Source organism: Microcoleus sp. Z1_A1 (assembly GCF_036700305.1).
In the GTDB taxonomy this organism is placed as follows: Bacteria; Cyanobacteriota; Cyanobacteriia; order Cyanobacteriales; family Microcoleaceae; genus Microcoleus.
Map to the genome: position 1 here is coordinate 109953 of NZ_JAUBOR010000001.1, position 20328 is coordinate 130280.

Below are 20328 nucleotides of genomic sequence, written 5' to 3' on the forward strand. Positions count from 1 at the left end.
AGCCCATATCCCCACCCCGATACTCACACTCCTTACCAACAATTATTTAATGTTTTTATCTCCCCCTATTATTTTTTTTGATTTCTACATTATATATTCGATGTAACACATTTTAAGAATAGAGAAAGTGATTAATTTTGCCAAGATTATAGCTTATACATTGGCGAAACTATACCTCAATTAAGCGAGAGTAAAGTAAAAAATTGAACCTTGCTCCGGTTCCGATTCCACCCAGATAGATCCGCCGTGAAGTTCCACAATTTTTTGACAAATTGCTAAACCAATACCAGTCCCAGAATATTCTCTTTGAGTGTGCAAGCGCTGAAAAATTTGAAAGATACGTGTTTGATGCTGTGGAGCAATCCCAATTCCATTATCTGAGACAGAAATTAACCAGTTTTCCTCCTGTTTGCAAGCGGTAATATGAACCACAGGCGTTGCATCGTGGCGATATTTAATCGCATTGCTGACTAAATTTTGAAATAGTTGTACGAGTTGAGAAATATCCCCCATTACCGCGGGTAATTCACTGTAGGTGACAACGGCTTTAGTCTCGCGGATCGCCCCTTGCAGGTTCGCGAGTGCTTGCTCGACTGCATGATTGCAATCTGTCAGTTGAAAAGGTTTCCGACTCCTGCCAACGCGGGAATATTCGAGTAAATCGTCAATTAAAGTTTGCATTCTGGTGCAGCCCTGAACGATATTGCCGATAAACTTACTACCTTGGCTGTCGAGTTGGTCTTTGTAGCGTTTTTCTAAAAGTTGAGCGTAACTAGCAATGGTTGCTAAAGGCGCTTGCAAGTCATGAGAAGCCACATAAGCAAATTGTTCTAGTTCTGCATTTGAACGCGCCAATTCTTGGTTAGATTTTAATAGAGCAGATTCGGCGCGCTGGCGGTGGGATATCTCTTGCTGGAGTACCAAATTTTGCTCTTGCAGAGCTTTTTCAACGGCGCGACGGGTGCTGATTTCTTGTTGCAAAATTTGGTTTTTCTCCTGAAGAGTTTTTTCCACTGCTAATCGGCTCGTAATTTCTTCTTGCAGCAGCATATTTTGTTCTTTTAGCTGCTTTTGTAAATTCCGCAGGCTGAGGTGACTTTCGATGCGGGCCAGCACTTCTTCAAACTGAAATGGCTTGCTGATATAGTCAACAGCTCCCACAGCAAATGCGTTTACTTTGTCAAATACTTCATCTTTAGCGCTGATAAAAATTACCGGAATTTCGCGAGTTTTAGGTTCTAATTTCAAATGCTGACAAACTTCGTAACCGTTCATTTCCGGCATCATTATGTCGAGCAAAATCAAATCTGGTGGATTAGAATTGCACGCTCTCAAAGCCATTTTTCCGTTAATCACGCAGCGGGGGGTGTATCCTCTCTGAGTCAACATCGTAGACAACAGACGCAGGTTTTCTGCTGTATCGTCTACTACTAAAATGTTTCCTAGTGGCGTCTCTGGTTGCTGATTGTTCATTGATTATTTCCCTGTTCCTGTTTTCTTCACAAAAATGTGGGCAGCTATTTTATTTAGGATTTACGGAAAACACCCGGTTTCTAGTAGGAATATCGAGAAAGAAAATGAGGAACCCGCTCCTAAACCGGGTGTTTAGCCGTTTGTGCACAAGCAAGTCCTGTTATTGTTCGTTTAGCAATCCTCAAATCCCCAGCAGCAGAGTCAGAGCATTATTGTCCCAAGTCAATCCTTTATCTAAAACCTTAAATCCCGCGACTTCGCACATAGCTTCTAAAGCATTAGCTGTAGGTAGCCACCAGCACGCCGCAAAATTGTCCATGTCAAAAACTGCTTTTTCAGTTATCCCTATAAGTGCGTTGTTGTTGATGTATGGCCGCCAATAAGCTGTTAAAATAGCTCGTTCAGCGTCGTCCAAAGCTGGAATAAACATTACTCCAGAAGGCGGAAGTTCATAGCGTCCTAACTCATTCTCTATAACTTCTTGGGTAATAGCTGAAGTGAAAATTAAATGCTCGCGAGTTATCTGACGCAAGGCAACTAAAATCTGCAACGGATGGGGGTGATGGTACAAAACTCCTGCACAGTGAACTACATCGTAAGGTTCGCCAATGTCTGCAAGTTGAATCTGAGTGATATCTTGATTGATACAGTGATAATTAGCAATATTTAAACTTGTCATGCGATCGTGAAAATCTTGCCACCAGTGGAGGGATGCCGGCATGGCATCAATCATTGTCAGAGAAACTGCACCGTATTTGCTAGCTACAGATACTTTTTCGCTGACAGTTCCCCACAAGCCGCCGACTTCTGCAAAAGTCTTGCCTTTGACTACTCTGGCAATGTAGCGATCGCGAATATCCTTAGCCTCTAACTCTAATAATAGAGTAGATTCCCCTGTTTGACGCTGTTTTTCTAAAATCTCCTCTAATTTTTGGGATATTTCTGGATCTTTGGGTCTAATTTCTAATGCCATCAAGTACAACATTATGGCTTCGTTAAGCCGATCGCTCTCAGCAAACTTTTGGGCTATTTCGCAGTAAAATTCAGGAGCGTGCAGCGGCTGCATTTCGTGGTGATAGTAGCTAGTTGCTACATCTGAATCTACCGGAGTTCTTTTAGTTAGAGCCTCACCTAATTTTATGTAAATTTTCGGGAGGGACGGCTCGATTTGAAGCGCACAAAGGTAGGCGGAAACAGCATCGTTCCATGCGTGATTTCCACTCAAAGCATCGCCTAAATTGTAATAAGACCAAGAAATAGTGGGATTAAGTTCAATAGCACGTTGGTAAGCGGTAGCTGCGGCTTTCCACTGTTGGGTTTTTAACAGCGCTGCTCCTAAATTGTGGTAAGTCCAAGAGAATTCTGGATTGAGTGCGATCGCCCGCCGATAAGCGAGTGTTGCGGCTTCAAACTTTTGAAGTTGAACTAAAGTCAAAGCTAAGTTATAATGAGACCAAAATAAATCCGCATTTAGTGCGATCGCCTGTTCGTATGCAGCCTCAGCTTCCGACAATTTTTCTAGTTTAACAAGAGCATCTCCTAACTGGTGAAAAGCTGCAAAAAAATTCGGATCTAATTCAGTAGCGCGCTGGTAAGCTGCGGCGGATTCCGACCATTCTTCTAATCGATCGCAAGCTACACCGATGCTGTAGTAAGACCAAGAATAATCCGGGTTAATTTCCACCGCCGTGCGGTAGGCGATCGCAGCTTCTTGCCATTTTTCTAAATTGAGCAGCACGCTGCCTAAGTTGTAGTATGACAAAAAAGAATTGGGATTTAAATCAATACTTTTTCGGTAGGCTGCCTCCGCTTCGCGCCAGAGTTCCTTAGCTTGCAAAACATTGCCTAATTTGTAATGAAAATCAGAAATCTCCGGCTGGAGTTGAATAGCTTTGCGGTAGTTAACAATAGCTTCGTCCCACTGCTTTAGCTCGCTAGCAGCTTCTGCTAATTGGCAGTAAGCTTCGCAAAAGCTGGGGTTTAAATAAATCGTGCGGTGGTAACAAGTCAGCGCTTTTTCTGGCTTGTTTTGCGCCAACAAAGTATTACCTAAATCGAGATATTCTTCTGCTATCTCTATCGGTTCCACCATGAGTGCTTGATACCAACAATCTGCTGCTTCTTCAGCTTGACCGACTTGGGTAAATATCCGGCTCAAATTACGGTAAAATCCTGCAAAGTTTGGTTGCAGGGAGATGGCTTTTTGGTAACAGGCGATCGCCTCTTGCCACTGTTCCCAAGTAGCACAGAGAGTGCCTAGGTTAGCAAAAGCTTCGGCAAAATCGGGTTGCAGGGCGATCGCAACTTTATACCAATACCTTGCGTCTTCTAGTTTACCCTGAGCTTGCAGCGCCTTTCCCAAGGTCTTGCAAGTCTCTGCTGAATTGGGTTCAGATGCCAAAATTTGTTGGCAAAGTGCGATCGCCCGATCGAAGTTCCCTGTAGCCAAATAAATTTCTGCCTGCTGCTGGAAATTCACTTGCACTGTTTCTGAATTCATTTTTTATTTTCCTTTTGAGTTGTCATTCCATGTAAAATTATATGCTACACTTTGCCAAAATTCAAGTTTTTGTAATTAGATCAACCGAACACAGAATAATGATGAAAATCCGCCAAATTAATCTAAACTATATAATCATAGGTTAACAGCGAGCTAAATAATGTCAACAGCTACTCAAACACCGCAAGTAAGCGTAATTATACCTGTATATAATGGATCTCGCTACATCGTACAAGCCGTGGAAAGCGCCCTAGGTCAAACTTTTACTAATTTGGAGATTATAGTTGTAGATGACGGTTCGACAGATAGCACGCAGCAAGTATTGCAGCCTTATTGTGACAGAATTCGCTACATATACCAGGAAAATCAAGGAGTAGCAGCAGCCAGAAATATTGCTTGCCAACTAGCGCAAGGCGAGTTTTTAGCCTTTCTCGATGCCGATGACTATTTCCTACCATCCAAGCTAGAGAAACAACTAGCTTGCTTTGACGCTAACCCCACCTTAGATATGGTGCAAACAGGTTGGGTAATCGTCGATGAAACCGGGCGAGAGATTTCTGCTGTCAAGCCTTGGCAACAAGCGTCTAAATTAAATTTAGAAAGCTTTATTCTATATAAATGCGTGCGACCCAGTGCGATGATGCTGCGCCGAAACTGGTGGGAAAAATTGGCCGGTTTCGATTCTCAGTTGCCACTAGCAGAAGATTTAGACTTTGCCTTGCGTTTAGCTTTAAAAGGGTGCAAAGCAGTTTGGTTAGAAGAAAAACTTACCTGTTATCGCCAGCACAATTCTAATCTCATGTCAATCGGTTTTCGCGTAATGAAGAATATAGAAATTGTGATGAAAAAATTCTTCGCTCGACCCGATTTGCCCCAGTCAATCCGGCAGTTAAAAAACCCAGAACGCTATCAATGCTTAAAGTGGCTGGCATGGCGGATGTATCGCGACGGCCATCTAACAGAGATGGCCCAGTGTTTAGAAGAGTCATTGCAATATACGCCTTTTTCGCCCACACAAACAGTGTTGAATTGGCTGGAAAGTTTTCAGATGGCTTCTGAAGAATATGGTGAAAATTTTGACGCTTATTCGCTGAGTAAGTTAGCCCAATGGCAAGAGATAATTCAGATGGTGATGACTAATCCACCCCAATCTCAACAGAGTTCTATTCCCACACCTTCAAAAGCGCAAGCCCACATTCTACTCTACAACACGGACGATCCGGGCGTGGGAGGATTAGCGCAGTACAATCATGCCATTCTCTGTGAGTTAGCCTTGTTAGGCTATCGAGTCACCTGCGTGCAAACCAAACATTCTAGCCCCTTGCTTGAGCGAGAACGAGAGTTAGGTATAGAACACTTGTGGCTGGATTTTAGCGGGCATAAAGATTTACAGCGGGTGTTAAGAAATACTCAGGATGCACGAGAGCTTTTTGCTAGCAATCAACCGGATATGATTATTTTTAGCGATGGTTGGCCATTTTCCAATTTTGCAGCTAAACAGGTAGTGATGCAAATGGGAATACCATACATGATGGTGATTGGGTTAGTTATGCCAGAACACGCCACTTTTGCCTGCGGAGATGTAGTGCCTTATGTAGAAGGAGTGCTCTACCACTGCCTGCAAGCTAGAGCCTTGATTGTTGGCGCTTACGAACATTTGAATTTATTGTGCCAACATTTCAAGTTGCCAAAAGAGCGAGGACAAGTGATTTACTTGGGGCGTTCTTCTGAATATTTTGCACATCCTAATGCTGCAGCTCGTCAACGCCTGCGGCAAGAAATAGGAATTCCTGAAGAGGCGATTGTCTGTTTCACATCTGCTCGATTGGCATCGATTAAAGGGCATCAATATCAGATTGAAGCAATCAAGCAGTTGCAGCAGTCTCCTGTGTGGTCTAAACTGTATTTTGTGTGGGCAGGAACGGGTGAGGGAAGCGCTGATAATGTAGAAATAGAATTGAGGGAAACTATTAAAGAGTTAGGCGTGAGCGATCGCGTGAAGGCGATCGGACAACGCTGGGATATCCTAGATTGGCTGGATGCTAGCGACATATTCATTTTGACTTCTGTGGCAGATGCAGCGCCTTCTCTTGCAGTTATGGAAGCGATGGCTAAGGGATTGCCGGTAGTTGCAACGGCTGTGGGCGGGATTCCTGAAGGGCTTGGCGATACTGGGAAATTGTTGCCCGATCCGAATACCGATCCAGAGGGAACCGCGAGGGAATTGGCGGAAACTGTAGAAGCTTGGGCGATGAATCCAGAATTGCGACATCAAATCGGTCAAGCTTGCAAGCAGCGGGCAGAGCAAGTGTTTAAAGAGGAACGGATGTTGGCAGAGTCGATGGAGGCGATCGAAAAAGCTTTACTTTGCGATCGTCAAACAGATCCATTTGTTACTCAAAAAAAGGTGCAGAGGTCAATGGCGAAGATAGAAAACCGGGTGCACTACAGCTCTTTAGTGTGGAATGCTTGGCAGGCTTACTGTCAAGAAGATCTAAGCGGAATGCAGAAGTGGCTTCAAGAATCTTTGAAGTACACACCTTTTTTGAGTACAGAAACGCTGTTAAACTGGGTAGAATATTTTGGCAATTTTTCGTCAGCTAAAGGGCATAGTTTAGATACATATTCTCTAATTAATTCAGTAGAATGGCAACAATTAGTCGAGGAAGTACAGGGTATTGAATCTGTATTTTATGCACGTTAAAATACCAAATTTACATTTCAAATTCGGATTGCTCTCAACAGTAGAATTGCATCTGCCTTCTGCCTGACATCCGTTACATCCGTTACATCCGTTACAGAATCCGTTGCCGAACCCTTCCTTATCACCGATAAAATTCATGTCAATAGCAAATCCGACACCGCGAGTAAGTGTAATTATTCCAGCATATAATGGATATCGCTACATCGCGCAAGCGGTAGAAAGCGTCATCAGCCAAACCTATAAAAACTGGGAAATTATCGTCGTAGACGACGGCTCAACCGACGACACCCGCCAAGCATTGCAGCCTTATGTTGAAAAAATTCGCTATGTTTATCAGGAAAACCAAGGAGTAGCTGCCGCTCGCAACCGAGGAATTCAGGAATCCCGATGTGAATTAATTGCTTTTTTAGATCAAGATGACTTTTTCTTGTCCGATAAGTTAGCTGGACAAGTTGCGTTATTTGACGCTCAGCCATCACTAGGAATTGTTAATAGTGGCTGGCGAATGGTTAAAGAGCAAGGCGAAAGTATTTTCGATGTCACACCCTGGGAATACTTGCCTCAGCTAGACTTAAAAACCTGGATTGTTTATATGCCCCTACTTCCCAGCGCCATGATGTTTTCGCGGCAGTGGCTGGAACGAGTCGGTGGCTTTGATTCTCAGTATGATTCAGTAGATGATGCCGACTTAATTGTGCGTTTAGCACTATCTGGTTGCGAAGCTGCTTGGTTGCCTCAAGTGACAGTATGCTACCGCCAGCACGGGCAAAATGTGTCCATCCAGAGAGCGATAAAACAGGCAAACCTTTGTATTAAATTAAAGCAAAATTTCTTCAGTAGAGCAGACTTACCAGAGGATATCCGCCAATTAGAAAAGCTTGCTTTTTATGAGGCTCTGACATGGATGGCGTGGCAACTGTACTACAGTGGCCATCCGGCAGAAATGACTGACTATTTGCAAAAATCTTTGGATTATACCCCGTACTCCCTGACAGCAACTATAGCAGATTGGGTAAAGCGCATCACTAAAATTTCTAACACCTACGGCTGCAATATCGATGCAAATTATCTCATAAACTTACCAGAATGGAAACAGTTAATGGCTAATATCATTCCTTCAAAAAAATCGCGCGTCAGTGTCATCATCCCGGCTTACAACTGCGATCGCTACATTGTCAGAGCCGTAGAGAGTGTTCTTGACCAGACTTATCAAAACTGGGAAATTATCGTCGTAGACGACGGCTCAACTGACAACACTCGCCAAGTTTTAGCACCTTACCTCGATTTAATTCAATACATCTATCAAGATAACCAAGGAGCAGCAATTGCTCGGAATCGTGCTTGCAAATTAGCAAAAGGGGAATTTTTAGCTTTTCTAGATGCTGACGACTTCTTCTTACCAGAAAAACTAGAAAAACAAGTAGCTTGCTTTGACGCTGACCCTACATTAGATATGGTGCAGACAGGTTGGGTTATCGTTGACAAAAACGAGGAAGGCATCTATGGAGTAAAGCCTTGGGAAGAAGAACCAAAATTAGATTTAGAAGCCTTTGTTTTCTACAAATCAGTGCGTCCTAGCGCCATGATGCTGCGGCGAGAGTGGTGGGAACGCTTGGGCGGTTTCGAGCATCGCTTGCCGCCAACCGAAGATTTAGATTTTGTGCTACGTTTAGGTTTAAAAGGCTGCAAGTCAGTTTGGTTAAAAGAGATATTAACCTGCTATCGTCAGCACGACAGCAATATCATGTCTAACGGCTGCAAATTAATGAAAAATACGGAAATTTTGATGGAGCAATTTTTCGCGCGGCCAGATTTGCCTCAGCACATCCGCGACTTGAAACGGGCGGAACGTTACAAGTGTTTCGTATGGATAGCATGGCGGATGTACCGCGACGGATATTTGCCAGAAATGGTCGAATGTCTGGAAAAATCTCTGTATTACACTCATTTGACAGGCACTGAAACTGTTTTTAATTGGCTGGAAACTTTTAAGGGGGTTTCGGAACAGTACGGCTACAACTTTGATGCCTATGCCTTAACCAATTTACAGGAATGGCAAGACATAGTGGCGATCGCAGCTAACAATCCTTACCAGTTTCAATCGGCTCCCCGTTCGACTTCTCGGCAGCCAAGACAGCACGTACTCCTGTACACAGAAGACTCAGGAGTCGGCGGATTGGCTCAGTTCAACCACTCGCTGATGTGTAAATTAGCGGCGGATGGCTACCGAGTAACCAGCGTTCAAAGTCAAGCTTCTAATCCTTTAATTACCGAACAAAAACAGCTAGGTATCGAACATATTTGGCTAGAGTTCGACACGATGAAAGAGTTTTTGCGAATAGCTTACAATTTGGATGATGCTCAAAAGATTTACGCCCAAGCTAGACCGGATTTAATTATATTTAGTGACGGCTGGCCGATGGCTAACTTTGCAGCTAAACAAGTTGCGATCGAGCAAAATATACCGTACATCATCAGTCTGGGTTATATCAATCGCAATTATGAAACCTTCGATCGCGGCGATCAAATTCCCTATTTCGATGCAGTTGCCTATCAGTACATTGTAGCCAAAGCAGCAGTAGCAGTTTCCCACGAGAATTTAAACTTGTTCCAAAGTCTATTTAAAGCGCGTCTAGAACGGGGAAAAGTAATCTATTATGGCAGACCAAATAGTTATTTTGAGTCACCGAATCTTTCCACTCGCCAACGCCTGCGTCAAGAACAAGGAATCCCTGAAAATGCTGTCGTTTGTTTTACAGCGGCAAGATTGACTCCAATTAAAGGATATCAGTATCAATTGCAGGCGATCGCCCAATTGAAAAATCGTCCAATTTGGCCCCAAATTTACTTTGTTTGGGCCGGGCCGGGGTCTACTACTCACGACAATATGGAACCTGAATTAAGAGCAACTGTGAGCAAATTGGGAGTAGAAGAACAGGTTAAATTTTTAGGACAGCGCTGGGATATTGCCGATTGGCTCGACGCCAGCGACATCTTTATTTTATCTTCCCAAGCAGAAGGAATGCCGCTAGCAATTATGGAAGCAATGGCAAAAGGATTGCCCGTAATTGCCACAGCAGTCAGCGGGATTCCTGAAGAATTGGGAGATACGGGAAAGTTGCTGCCCGATCCTACAATCGACCCAGAAGGAACAGTAAAAGAGTTGGTAGAAACGGTGGAAATATGGGCAGAAAATCCCGAATCGCGTAGACTTGCAGGACAAGCGTGCAAAGCGCGAGCCGAAGAACTATTCCAAGAAGAACGGATGCTTCGGGAATATGGAGAAATAATTGAACAGGCATTGGTAAGTGACGATGAGAGCGACAGTTTCTCTATTAGTCCGAAACTCAAAAAGCAGCTACAGCAAGTGGATAGCCTGCTGAAATACTATTATTTAGTGTGGAAAGCTTGGGAGGCTTACGATCGGGGAGATATGTCCGAGATGGTGAATAATTTGCAATCTGCTTGGGCCTGCACACCTTATTTTACCACGGAAACTATCTTTGATTGGGTGAAAAACTTTGGTATTTTCGCAGCAGAAAAAGGAGTTCCGTTCGATACCCACGAGCTGATCAACTCCCGCTCGTGGCAACAAGTGATAGAATCAATACAGGGTTTTGAAGTGTTGTCATCCGTTCGTTAAAACTGAGATATTGCAGCATTCTTAGGAACGGGCTCTCCGGCCCATTCCACAAAACATCAACCAAACAAAAGATATGCAATTTACATTCAAGTTCCCACGTATTAATAAACTGCTGCCAATTTGTTTAGCTATTGTCACTGTTCTGTTAATAGCCTATTTGGGACAGCCAAGAGCGATCGCCCAACTGCGATCGAACGTTACAGTAGATTTTGGACAGCCAGCCACCGGTACAATTTCCATGAGTGGCATCCTGCACGGAATTGATACTAGCCAGCCGCCGGATAGTTCTATTAAACCCTTGCAGCCCAAACTTTGGCGGGCGGGGAGACTCGATATTTACGATCGCATAATCGCCAGCGGAGCCGAGTTTCAGTTAGTAGTCAGCGACTTGTGGGGCTACGGTAGCAATCCCAATGGCTGGCCCTATCAAAACTACCCCGCGTGGGAAGCATTCGTGCGGCAATTAGCCCAGCAAAATAAAGGCAAAAAAATTATTTGGGATGTATGGAATGAGCCAGATTGGAAAGATCCATTTTGGAACGGAAGCAGAGAACAATTCTTTGAAACTTACAAAAGAGCTTACAAAATTTTGCGGGAAGAATTGGGGCCGTCAGCAATGATTGGCGGGCCCAGCCTCGGCCGCTACAGCAAAGAATATCTCGCCGCTTTTTTGGATTACTGCAAGGCTAACAAACTTGAAGTAAATTTCCTCTCGTGGCACGAACTTAACGACACGATGATCTTATTTGTTGACGATCACGTAATTGAGGCTAAACGCAATTTTCAGCAAAGTCCCTCTTACAAGGAACTGAAATTGCAAAAAATTTACGTCAACGAAATTGTCGGCAACTTAGCGCAGTACCAGCCGGGGGAAATCTTAGGTTATTTGTATAACTTAGAGTATGCAAAAGCTGACGGTGCTTGCAGAGCTTGTTGGGATACTAAAGGGCCAAATAAAGTTAGCAATTGCTTCAACAATACGCTAAGTGGGATGGTCACGCCTAATACTTTTGAACCGAGAGCAGCTTGGTGGGCTTACAAAGCTTATGCTGACGGAGTTAATTCGCGGGTGCGGAGTTGGTCAAATAACAATCGCCTTGTCGCTTTAGCCAGCAAGTCCAATCCTGAAGGTAAAGCACAGATACTTTTAGGTTATTTCGATCCCAATTTTTCCTCAGCAACAACGGTAACATTAACCCTCGGCAATTTGGAGCAGCTAGGTATTCAAAGAGGTCAGAAAATCACTCTAAAGTTAGAAAAGATCCCTAACAATCAAGAAGGAGCCGTGCCAAAGCTTGTCACCGTTAAAGAAGAAACTTTTTCGGTTGGTAGCGGCAGCTTGGCTTATGTTATCCCTAATTTCAACGTCCACGAAGGCTACTTATTGACGGTTAGCAAGTGAGCTAGCAATCCTATTAGATTGTGAACAAATTGTAGGGACACGGCACTGCCTTTCGTCGTGTCAACTTAACGTTAAACCGATAGTCCGACAGGGGTTGAAACCCCTGCCTCAAAGCTGAAGTCCTCTAAAAGAGGACTAATGAATTATTCAGTCCTCTTTTAGAGGACTTTGACTATTAGACAGGGAATTCATTCCCTGGCGGACTGGCGGGTAGGCGCGAGGACTAGCGGACGAAAAGCTTAATTTGACACGCATTGGGCACTGCCGTGTCCTTACAAATATATAGACAAATTGTGGGACAGGGCACTGCCGCGTCCTTACAAATATATAAAGTTTAGCTGGGATTATTCAAAGATTTTTGCACAGATTCCAACCATTCTCTGACTGTTTGATTTTCGGATTGGGGGTCGTAGTAACACCCTAATTCATCGAGGATAAATGCTTCTAAATCGGCGGGGGCGATCGGCATTTCGAGCAGTTTGCTGAGCTCTTGCGATGCAGCTTCAACACTTGCGGGCGGTTCGCTGCTGCGGTAGTTGTTCACTACATCGCTGGGAGTGTCAGCTTCTAACTGCCAGTCTTGGTGAAAGTAGGAACTGAAAAATTGGGTTAAATGAGGAAATTGATCGATCATTGGGGATAGGCTGTGAGAATAAAGTATCCGGGAGGTAATTTGGCGCTGCGCTGGAGGACGATTCTCAGGCGAGATGTTGAAGTTGCTTTGGATGCGCGGCGACGCAGAGTAATACCAATGATTCTGTTGGCATTGTAGTCGATCGTATAACGATTACCTCGACTTTTCACCCAGGAGTCGATCGCACTTTGATTTCTGTTCATTGCTTCTGCAATAGCCGCTTCGGCGACGGAACGATCGATAAAAGAAGATGCAGCAGAAATTCTCGTTTCGCTTGCGAGTCGCTGTGCTAGTTGTGCTTCTGTTTTACCAACGTGTCTCTCTAAAGTGTGTCCTCCTGCTGATTCGTGAAATTCTAATCCCCCGCCCGGTATGTTGGGTACAAAAGCTACGGTGGTTTCTGGTATGGTTGAGATTTTCGGTGCAACAACCGTGGCGTAAACACCAGGTATAGCCCATTGGAATAATATAATTATGGAGGCGATCGCACAGAGGATACCTAAAAAATTTTTTAGGCGATCGAGTTGATTTTTCATTGCTGCTTAATCTCTTTCTTATATTTAGTATAGGTGTTTGCTGTTTTTTTGTCTATTTCCTAATCTACCATTCCTAAGTTAGAAATTGCGCGCTGTATTCAAATATACTGTCCGCAGTACCCACCCTACTGTTAGTTAGAAATTGCGCGCAGCATTTAAATACATGGTGTGCACGGAACACCCTAGGATTATTACTAAATACACGGTGTCCACGGATCACCCTACGATTATTTATAATAATTCGTGATTTCTGGGGTTGACAAAGCTTCACTCACTATGAGAAAAAGTTAATAATTCTTTGAATAAATCCCTGATTATTGATGATAAATTAATTGATCATCTTTTAAAAATAAAAAAAATGCAAGTAGTTATCCTAGCAGGTGGTCTCGGTACTCGTCTCAGAGAAGAAACAGAATTTCGTCCCAAACCCTTAGTGGAGGTGGGGGGACATCCAATTATTTGGCACATCATGAAGATATATGCACACTTCGGTTTCCAAAACTTTATTGTGTGCTTGGGCTATCGCGGCAACATGATTAAAGAATATTTCCTTAATTATGAAGCCATGAACAATGACTTTACTATCTGTCTGGGACGGCAAAATACGATCACTTATCACGAGGAACATCTCGAACAAGATTTTCAGGTGACACTGGCTGAAACTGGCGCGGAAAGCATGACAGGAGGGCGGGTCAAACGGATAGAAAAATATATAGATCGCGAGAATTTCATGGTGACATACGGCGATGGAGTAGCTGATGTCAATATTGAGGCTTTAGTCGATTTCCACAAGTCTCATGGTAAGCTGGCAACTGTCACCACATTCCGTCCGATTTCTCGCTTTGGAATTTTGGATGTAGACAGCGATAGCCGCGTAGTACAGTTTTCTGAAAAACCTCAAATAGATGGCTGGATCAGTGTTGGATATATGATATTTAACCGCCGGGTATTTGAGTATTTGGGGGGAGATGATTGTATTTTAGAACAGGAGCCGATGCAGCGTTTAGCAGCAGACGGACAGTTGATGGCTTACCGTCATGATGGCTTCTTCTTTGCGATGGATACTTATCGAGAATACAAGTATTTAAACGAACTTTGGGATGAAGGAAAGGCTCCTTGGAAAATGTGGAAATAAATTAGTTTTGGGTATTCTCAGTAAGCCTTTTATGAACGGGCTATCCTGCCCGTTCCACAACAAATTTACTTTTTGTGGAACAGGCCGGAGAGCCTGTTCTAGAGACTGGTGCAAAATGTGAGTAAATAAGTTAGTTTGAGGGCAGATTTTTAGGCTGGTTCACAATGATTTAGAGAAAAACAGCTATAAAATAATTATATAAAATGGATTCCCCATATATTCTCAACAGCACAGAAAGTTACCTGCAAAAGTGCGTTTCACCCCACGCGGAAATTATCGACAGCGACTCGGAAGCGCTAGAAACAGCAGTTGCGGGATTGGAAGATCGATCGCTCTTAGCATTGCGAGTTCCCCAAAAATGGGGCGGTGCCGAAATTGCACCCGAGATTTTTTACAAATATCAGGAATTGACGGCTCGATATTCCGGCGCTTTGTCTTTCCTGCAAACTCAGCACCACAGCGCAACTGGGATGATTGCCAACAGCGACAATGAAATGCTAAAAAGCAGATACTTGCCCGCGATCGCCCAAAAAGAGTTACGCTTGGGTATTGGGTTTTCGCATTTAAGGCGATCGGGCAATCCTGCCGTCACCGCAACTCCCACAAAAGCGGGCTATTTACTGTCAGGAAAAGTTCCTTGGGTAACAGGTTTTCGCTTGTTTCAAAAGTTTATTGTAGCGGCGGTACTTCCTGACGAACGCGCTGTTTTCGGTTTAGTGCCTTTTGCCAATATTGAAGGCGAATATGGTAAAATAGCTTGTAGCGAAATCATGCAGTTAATCGCCATGAACTCGACTAATACTGTGACAGCAACTCTCGATAATTGGTTGCTGCATGAATCGGAAATAATTTCAATTAAACCTGTCGGCTGGATTGCGGAAAACGACACCAAAAATATACTGAATTTTGTTCCGGCTACTTTTGGCTGTATTCGAGCAGCATTGGATGTAATTGCAGCCGCCGGGGCTGCTAAGAATTCACCTTTTATAGCGGCGGCTTACCAAAAACTAGAGCAAAAGCTCGATCGGCTAAAACAGAATTTCCCACAATCTCAACATAGCTCGAAAGCAGAACAATTAGCGCTGCGAGCTCAAGCCATTGATTTAGCCGTGCGTTGCGGACACGCTGCGGTAGCAGTTTCTAGCGGTGCTGCTAACGGTGCGGTACACCCGGCGGGGAGAGTTTATCGAGAAGCTTTGGTGTATACTGTTTCCGGGCAAACAAAGGATGTGATGGAAGCAACCCTCGATCGACTAATCGAATTTTAGATTTTAGATTTTAGATTTTAGATTGAGAGTGCAGACGGTCAATCGATTTTAGATTTTAGATTTTAGATTTTAGATTTTAGAATTGAATAAACTGTGTTTAATAAATAATAGATATATTTTACCTGATGACAGACCAATTAAACTCCAATAATCTCAAAACGATCGCCTATAGCACAATTGTAGACTTAACCCATTCAATTCACCCAAATATTCCCATTTGGCCAGGAGATCCAGCGACAGAAATTGCCACAGTATCTCAAATAGAAACAGACGGGTATTTCCTGCGAAAATTTTCGATGGGCGAACACAGCGGCACTCACATTAACGCACCCAACAGCTTTTATGCAGGAGGCGCCAGCATTGATAATTATTCCCCGCAGTCGCTCGTTGTGCCGGCAATTGCGATCGACATCCGAGAGCAAAGTCTTGCCAATCCCGACTACACTTTAACAATTGATGATATATTGACTTGGGAACGGCAGCACAAACTTATAGAACCGGGAAATCTAGTTTTATTGTATACTGGCTGGCAAGAAAAATGGGATGACGAGAAAGCATTTTTCAACCGAGACGATCGCGGAATTTGCCACTTTCCGGGATTTGGCAAAGCAGCAACTCAATTTTTGCTAGAAGAACGCTCTATCGCGGGAATTGGCACCGACACCCACGGAGTCGATACCGGGCGAGATGAAAGTTTTGCGGTTAACAAATTGGTATTGGAAAAGCAACGAATAGTGCTGGAAAATCTAGCAAATCTCGACTTGTTACCTGCGGCTGAAATCACTTTAGTTATCGGAATATTGCGTCTTTTGGGAGGTTCCGGTTCGCCTGTATCGGTGTTAGCTTTTGTTGCTTAATGCGGTAAAACTTACATCTTGTACTATGCTCAAGAACGGGCAAGATGCCCGTTCCACAAGAAAATTCACTCTTTGTGGAACAGGCCGAAAAGCCTGTTCCTAAACAAGTAATTGAAAATGGTGCAATATCTCAGGTAAAATTAGATTGAGAGAAGTCGAGTAAAAACAATTAAATTAATGACAGAACTGCCCAAGGATCTCAACGAGGCGATCGCCCAATCCCGCATTGCCACCGCCGCTGCCCTCTCGGACGGCAAAACTCTACTGCAAGTCGAATTAGTATTTCCAGAAATCGCCCTGCAAGCACAGTCTATCACCCTACAATTTCTCCCAGAATTTGAGGAAATATACCCCGGAGTAAAAGTCTTTTTTCCCGACACCGGTGCGGCAGCCCTCGCGCGCCGCGACTGGGGAGAAACACCGTTTAAAGTCACTGATTTGGGTAGCAGTCGCACCCCTGTTGAAGATAAAATATCACCGGAAGATCAACTTTTCATTTTGATCAATCCAGCAGCCGTAGAAGTTGCCCAAGTCGAAAAAATTTATATAGCTGCGGCCGGTCGCCCCGTAATTCTACTCAACCCGCGTCTGGAAGATGTTGCCACCATAGGTATAGGCTATGCGGGCCGCCAATTGCGCGATCGATTCCTCAGCAAAATTGAATCCTGCTACTATATCAGACCCCTCGACACTGCTGCTTTATTCCGCTGCTACCCCCAATCGTGGCAAGTCTGGCTGGAAACAAACGACGAATACCAACTAATTTCTGAAACCGCCCAAAAACCTGTCGGAGACGATTTAGAGCGGATTTTAGCCGGTTCTCTCCCAAGCGCCGATCCTGATTCCACCGCACCTGCCAAACCCTTAAAAAAGAAAGGTTTTTTGGCAGAACTCCAGACATTCCTCAAAGCTTTGACTCAGTGACAATCGTTAAGGCTCGATCGTATTTTACGGTGTGTCAGCTAGGATTATTTTCGACTTAATCCGTCGGCTAATCGCTGATGCACCCTAAAGCGTGAAATAACTCAAAGCTTTGCCTCAGTAACAGCAGTTGCAGAAGCAGAATTAGCAGCTTGCCTGTGTTTATATCAGTAGCTACGCAAACAGGTACTGGTGAGCTTTACAGAATCTTTATAAAAAGCACTATAATGGGTGACACCCCTCCACCGTAAAAGAGGGGAGGCAAATAACAGCAAAATCAGATGCTATAAGCTAGAGATGGGGCTTTTGAGTCAGGGAAGCGGATAAACACAATGGAGCATCGGCGCATTGTTATCGGGGACGTACACGGGCATTACGACGGGTTAATGACCCTGCTAGAGGCACTTGCCCCCGGCTTGGACGATCGCGTCTATTTTTTAGGAGACTTAATCGATCGTGGCCCCAAAAGCGCTCAGGTATTAGATTTTGTGCAGCAAAGCCCCTACCACACTCTGTTGGGCAACCACGAACAACTGATGCTGGAGGCTTTGTCGGGGACGCCGATGGATATGCGAGCGTGGCAATCTTGGCTCTACAGTGGTGGCGATGCGACAGTAGCGAGCTACAGAGATACAGGGATGATGCCGTATAAACACTTAGAGTGGCTGCGATCGCTCCCCACGCACCTGGACTTAGGGGACATCTGGCTGGTTCACGCCGGCGTTGACCCCCATCTGTCGCTCGATGAACAGTCGATCGAACAACTGTGTTGGATTCGCAGGGAATTTCACACCATGTCGAAACCCTATTTTCCCAATAAATTAATTATCACCGGTCACACGATCACCTTTACCTTTCATGGGGTCAGACCGGGCGAATTAGTCAGGGGCGAAGGGTGGTTGGATATTGACACGGGTGCTTATCATCCCAAAAGCGGCTGGCTGACAGGATTTGACCTCAGCTACCGCAGAGTTTATCAAGTAAATGTATTTAACAATCAAGTCCGAATTTTGCCCTTTGACGAAGTTGTCCGGCAATTGAAGCCGCAGCCGATTCCACCCCCCCAAGCTGCGATCGATTATGTTGTTCCACAGGAGTGTTAAATCAATTTGTAGTTTTAGGGTGCGTCAGTTTAAGTTCGATCAATTAAATCGAAATTAACCTGCTTCTGACGTACCCTAGTAATATCATGTCCGGTGGAGGAACCGCGATTTTTGTAGGGGCCCGTGAGCCAACAATACGTGCCAATAATTGACAATCTCAAAAACCCGCCCCGACCGGGCTATTATGGTTAATCCATGGGACATGATATAACTGGATTTATTTTTTAACGAACCGCGAAGGCGCGAAGAGCGCGAAGTAAGAAAAGAGAAGAAAAGAGAAGAGAAAACAATAGAGCCCCTGACAGATTGAGAATTTCTACGAACCTAAAAGCCTGCGGATTTCTAGCCTGTAATCCTCATTATTCAAACCTTCACCGCTAGCAAGATCCGGATCTATCGCCTGTGAAATAGCAGCAATACGATCGCCAGTTGCCGGGTGAGTGCTCAAAATGCTAGGAGGAGAAGGCTTGTTGAGCAACTTTTTCATAAAATCAACCATCCCAGATTGAGCGTAGCCTGCTCGCCCCATAGTTTGCAATCCCAACTGATCGGCTTCATACTCAGCTTGGCGACTGTGGGGACGGCGCAAAGCCAATTCCACCCCAATCTGAACCGCCTGAGATCGATCGAGCCCAGTGGCGGAAGCTACGCCTGAAGCGATGGCCATTTGACGCATTTGTTGAATCGCGTGGCGAGCATTAATGTGAGCGATTTCGTGGGCGATCACACTTGCCAATTCTGCCTCATTGTCCGCCGCTGTCATCAAGCCTTTATTCACATAAACAAAACCGCCCATAGTTGCAAAAGCATTAATCGCGTCGTCGTCAATCACTTGAAAAGTATAAGGAATATTGGGGCGAGTGCTTTCTTGAGCGAGTCGTTGACCGATACGGTTAATATATTCTGTAGTGTCCCGATCGCGGTCAATCTTAAACTGGCTCCTGGTTAACTGCTGATTAATTTGTCGGCCAATAGTCACCTCTTGGCGATCGGACATATTCGACAATTGAATAACTTGAATGCCTCGAAAAATAAGTTCGGGCAAAGAAAATGCTTGAGTCGGTTCCGGGGAAACCACCCAGATACCCGCAGCCACCATCAGGGACAGAAACAGATAAATCCCCCGGCCACAAGTACGCCGGCAAGTCAACCAAAAACTTTTTAACATGATTGATACGTGGGAGAAGTTAGATAAAATTTGAGGAAAAACTCGAAAAGTCACTCAATAGGCAGACGTAATTTGAGGCTGCTTAGTTGCTATTCTAGCTTTTTGTCAATTTTTAACCGCGCCACCAGCTTCTGGGCGATCGACCCACGACCAACCAACCGCCGTCAACGGCCTTCCGGGTTAAGTGCCCCAGTCATGCGGATTTGGGGCGATCGTTGTGGTAATATCTTTTAGCTTCAGGACTTACGCATCAATAAAGTATGTCATTGCCAGCGGTAGCCAAGCAATCACAGCATCTGTTTTTCATCGATTTCTGTGTAAGTCCTGAGCTTGTAAACATACTCCTGTCGCTATCAGTATAATAGGCGATTTATGAAAATTTTAGATTCTCAAGGCCGACTGTTCGGCAAACTCAGCATTCTAGACGTAGCTGCCGCTCTGATCGTACTGCTAGTTGCAGTCGGAATCTTTTTCTTTCCCGGCACTTCTGGCGGTTCCGTCGCCCAAGTCGGCACCAGTATCAAACCTGTAGAGATTGATGCAATTGCGATCGGTCTCAAAGGAACAAACGTTCCAGAGTTGTTCAAAACAGGTGATAAAATCAATGTGGTGATCCGCAATCAACCGTCCGGTCAGATTACCATCAAATCGGTCAAAACTCTCACCAGAACCCTAGCAGTTCCTCAGCCCAACGGCACTCTGAAAGCTCTCCCCGATCCCAGAGAAGAAGAAGCCTTCAGCAGAAATATGATGTTTACCTTAGAGGGAAAAGGTCAACTTACTGAAAATGGCCCGGTTTTAGGTAATACGAAAGTCAAAATTGGCACTACGCTAGAGCTTGAAGGCAACAAGTACATTTTCAACGCCAGCGTTATCGACGTGCGAGTAAAAGAATAATTAGTAGTCAGTAGTCAGTAGTCAGTAGTCATTAGTCATTGCTAATGGGAAGAGGGAATTCATATTCCTTCTTCCTTCTATCCTTTA

Annotated in this window: 14 protein-coding genes; 9 read left to right on the forward strand and 5 right to left on the reverse strand. The window is 44.4% G+C overall.

What is annotated here, in order from left to right; translation table 11 throughout:
• Positions 1-180: 180 nt before the first annotated feature.
• Entirely contained in the window at positions 181-1473 is a 1293-nt protein-coding gene (locus QT973_RS00515; protein ID WP_333055688.1) for an ATP-binding protein, read from the reverse strand.
• Positions 1474-1654: 181 nt separating this feature from the next.
• Positions 1655-3973 (reverse strand): tetratricopeptide repeat protein, encoded by a 2319-nt coding sequence (locus QT973_RS00520; protein WP_333233799.1) that lies wholly within the window; start codon positions 3971-3973, stop codon positions 1655-1657.
• Between the two features lie 160 nt (positions 3974-4133).
• Between QT973_RS00520 and QT973_RS00525 the strand changes: the two genes are divergently transcribed.
• The 3 genes from QT973_RS00525 (at position 4134) to QT973_RS00535 (ending at position 11722) form a co-directional block, all read left to right on the forward strand.
• Positions 4134-6677 carry a glycosyltransferase gene (locus QT973_RS00525; RefSeq protein ID WP_333207671.1) on the forward strand — a complete coding sequence of 848 codons (2544 nt, stop codon included), beginning with the start codon at positions 4134-4136 and terminating at the stop codon, positions 6675-6677.
• Between the two features lie 136 nt (positions 6678-6813).
• Complete coding sequence (locus QT973_RS00530; RefSeq protein ID WP_333390286.1) at positions 6814-10320, forward strand: glycosyltransferase; 3507 nt, start codon at positions 6814-6816, stop codon at positions 10318-10320.
• 73 nt (positions 10321-10393) lie between these two features.
• The gene (locus QT973_RS00535; RefSeq protein WP_333390288.1) at positions 10394-11722 is read left to right on the forward strand and encodes a GH39 family glycosyl hydrolase; all 1329 of its coding nucleotides are present in this window, start codon (positions 10394-10396) and stop codon (positions 11720-11722) included.
• A gap of 334 nt (positions 11723-12056) precedes the next feature.
• On the opposite strand, the gene QT973_RS00540 is transcribed toward QT973_RS00535, so the two are convergent.
• Both QT973_RS00540 and QT973_RS00545 read right to left on the reverse strand, forming a co-directional pair.
• A complete protein-coding gene (locus QT973_RS00540; RefSeq protein WP_333055683.1) occupies positions 12057-12356 on the reverse strand; it encodes a contact-dependent growth inhibition system immunity protein in 300 nt (99 codons plus the stop codon).
• Complete coding sequence (locus QT973_RS00545) at positions 12353-12892, reverse strand: RNase A-like domain-containing protein (RefSeq protein ID WP_333055682.1); 540 nt, start codon at positions 12890-12892, stop codon at positions 12353-12355. Before QT973_RS00545 ends, QT973_RS00540 begins: the two co-directional genes overlap by 4 nt.
• Before the next feature lie 358 nt (positions 12893-13250).
• Between QT973_RS00545 and rfbF the strand changes: the two genes are divergently transcribed.
• The 5 genes from rfbF to QT973_RS00570 all read left to right on the forward strand — a co-directional run bounded on the left by rfbF (position 13251) and on the right by QT973_RS00570 (position 18176).
• A complete protein-coding gene (rfbF, locus tag QT973_RS00550; RefSeq protein WP_333055681.1) occupies positions 13251-14027 on the forward strand; it encodes a glucose-1-phosphate cytidylyltransferase in 777 nt (258 codons plus the stop codon).
• 203 nt (positions 14028-14230) lie between these two features.
• Positions 14231-15295 carry an acyl-CoA dehydrogenase family protein gene (locus tag QT973_RS00555; RefSeq protein WP_333390291.1) on the forward strand — a complete coding sequence of 355 codons (1065 nt, stop codon included), beginning with the start codon at positions 14231-14233 and terminating at the stop codon, positions 15293-15295.
• Positions 15296-15420: 125 nt separating this feature from the next.
• Positions 15421-16152, forward strand: a complete 732-nt coding sequence (locus QT973_RS00560; protein WP_333055679.1) for a cyclase family protein — start codon at positions 15421-15423, stop codon at positions 16150-16152.
• Positions 16153-16329: 177 nt separating this feature from the next.
• Positions 16330-17076 (forward strand): DUF1995 family protein, encoded by a 747-nt coding sequence (locus QT973_RS00565; protein ID WP_333055678.1) that lies wholly within the window; start codon positions 16330-16332, stop codon positions 17074-17076.
• 329 nt (positions 17077-17405) lie between these two features.
• The gene (locus QT973_RS00570) at positions 17406-18176 is read left to right on the forward strand and encodes a metallophosphoesterase family protein (protein WP_333055677.1); all 771 of its coding nucleotides are present in this window, start codon (positions 17406-17408) and stop codon (positions 18174-18176) included.
• Between the two features lie 316 nt (positions 18177-18492).
• Here the strand turns inward: QT973_RS00570 and QT973_RS00575 are convergent, their stop codons facing one another.
• Positions 18493-19344: a M48 family metallopeptidase gene (locus QT973_RS00575; protein ID WP_333055676.1), complete on the reverse strand. Its 852-nt coding sequence runs from the start codon at positions 19342-19344 to the stop codon at positions 18493-18495.
• Between the two features lie 372 nt (positions 19345-19716).
• Here QT973_RS00575 and QT973_RS00580 point away from each other — a divergent pair, with 372 nt between their 5' ends.
• Positions 19717-20241: a DUF4330 domain-containing protein gene (locus QT973_RS00580; protein ID WP_333055675.1), complete on the forward strand. Its 525-nt coding sequence runs from the start codon at positions 19717-19719 to the stop codon at positions 20239-20241.
• The last annotated feature ends 87 nt before the right edge of the window (positions 20242-20328 follow it).

What these genes read in the sequence shown, in the direction of transcription:
- QT973_RS00520 (WP_333233799.1), bottom strand. Translation starts at nt 3,973, where the DNA reads ATGAATTCAGAAACAGTGCAAGTGAATTTCCAGCAGCAGGCAGAAATT.
- QT973_RS00570 (WP_333055677.1), top strand. Translation starts at nt 17,406, where the DNA reads ATGGAGCATCGGCGCATTGTTATCGGGGACGTACACGGGCATTACGAC.
- rfbF (WP_333055681.1), top strand. Translation starts at nt 13,251, where the DNA reads ATGCAAGTAGTTATCCTAGCAGGTGGTCTCGGTACTCGTCTCAGAGAA.
- QT973_RS00515 (WP_333055688.1), bottom strand. Translation starts at nt 1,473, where the DNA reads ATGAACAATCAGCAACCAGAGACGCCACTAGGAAACATTTTAGTAGTA.
- QT973_RS00580 (WP_333055675.1), top strand. Translation starts at nt 19,717, where the DNA reads ATGAAAATTTTAGATTCTCAAGGCCGACTGTTCGGCAAACTCAGCATT.
- QT973_RS00525 (WP_333207671.1), top strand. Translation starts at nt 4,134, where the DNA reads ATGTCAACAGCTACTCAAACACCGCAAGTAAGCGTAATTATACCTGTA.
- QT973_RS00565 (WP_333055678.1), top strand. Translation starts at nt 16,330, where the DNA reads ATGACAGAACTGCCCAAGGATCTCAACGAGGCGATCGCCCAATCCCGC.
- QT973_RS00530 (WP_333390286.1), top strand. Translation starts at nt 6,814, where the DNA reads ATGTCAATAGCAAATCCGACACCGCGAGTAAGTGTAATTATTCCAGCA.
- QT973_RS00540 (WP_333055683.1), bottom strand. Translation starts at nt 12,356, where the DNA reads ATGATCGATCAATTTCCTCATTTAACCCAATTTTTCAGTTCCTACTTT.
- QT973_RS00555 (WP_333390291.1), top strand. Translation starts at nt 14,231, where the DNA reads ATGGATTCCCCATATATTCTCAACAGCACAGAAAGTTACCTGCAAAAG.
- QT973_RS00560 (WP_333055679.1), top strand. Translation starts at nt 15,421, where the DNA reads ATGACAGACCAATTAAACTCCAATAATCTCAAAACGATCGCCTATAGC.
- QT973_RS00535 (WP_333390288.1), top strand. Translation starts at nt 10,394, where the DNA reads ATGCAATTTACATTCAAGTTCCCACGTATTAATAAACTGCTGCCAATT.
- QT973_RS00545 (WP_333055682.1), bottom strand. Translation starts at nt 12,892, where the DNA reads ATGAAAAATCAACTCGATCGCCTAAAAAATTTTTTAGGTATCCTCTGT.
- QT973_RS00575 (WP_333055676.1), bottom strand. Translation starts at nt 19,344, where the DNA reads ATGTTAAAAAGTTTTTGGTTGACTTGCCGGCGTACTTGTGGCCGGGGG.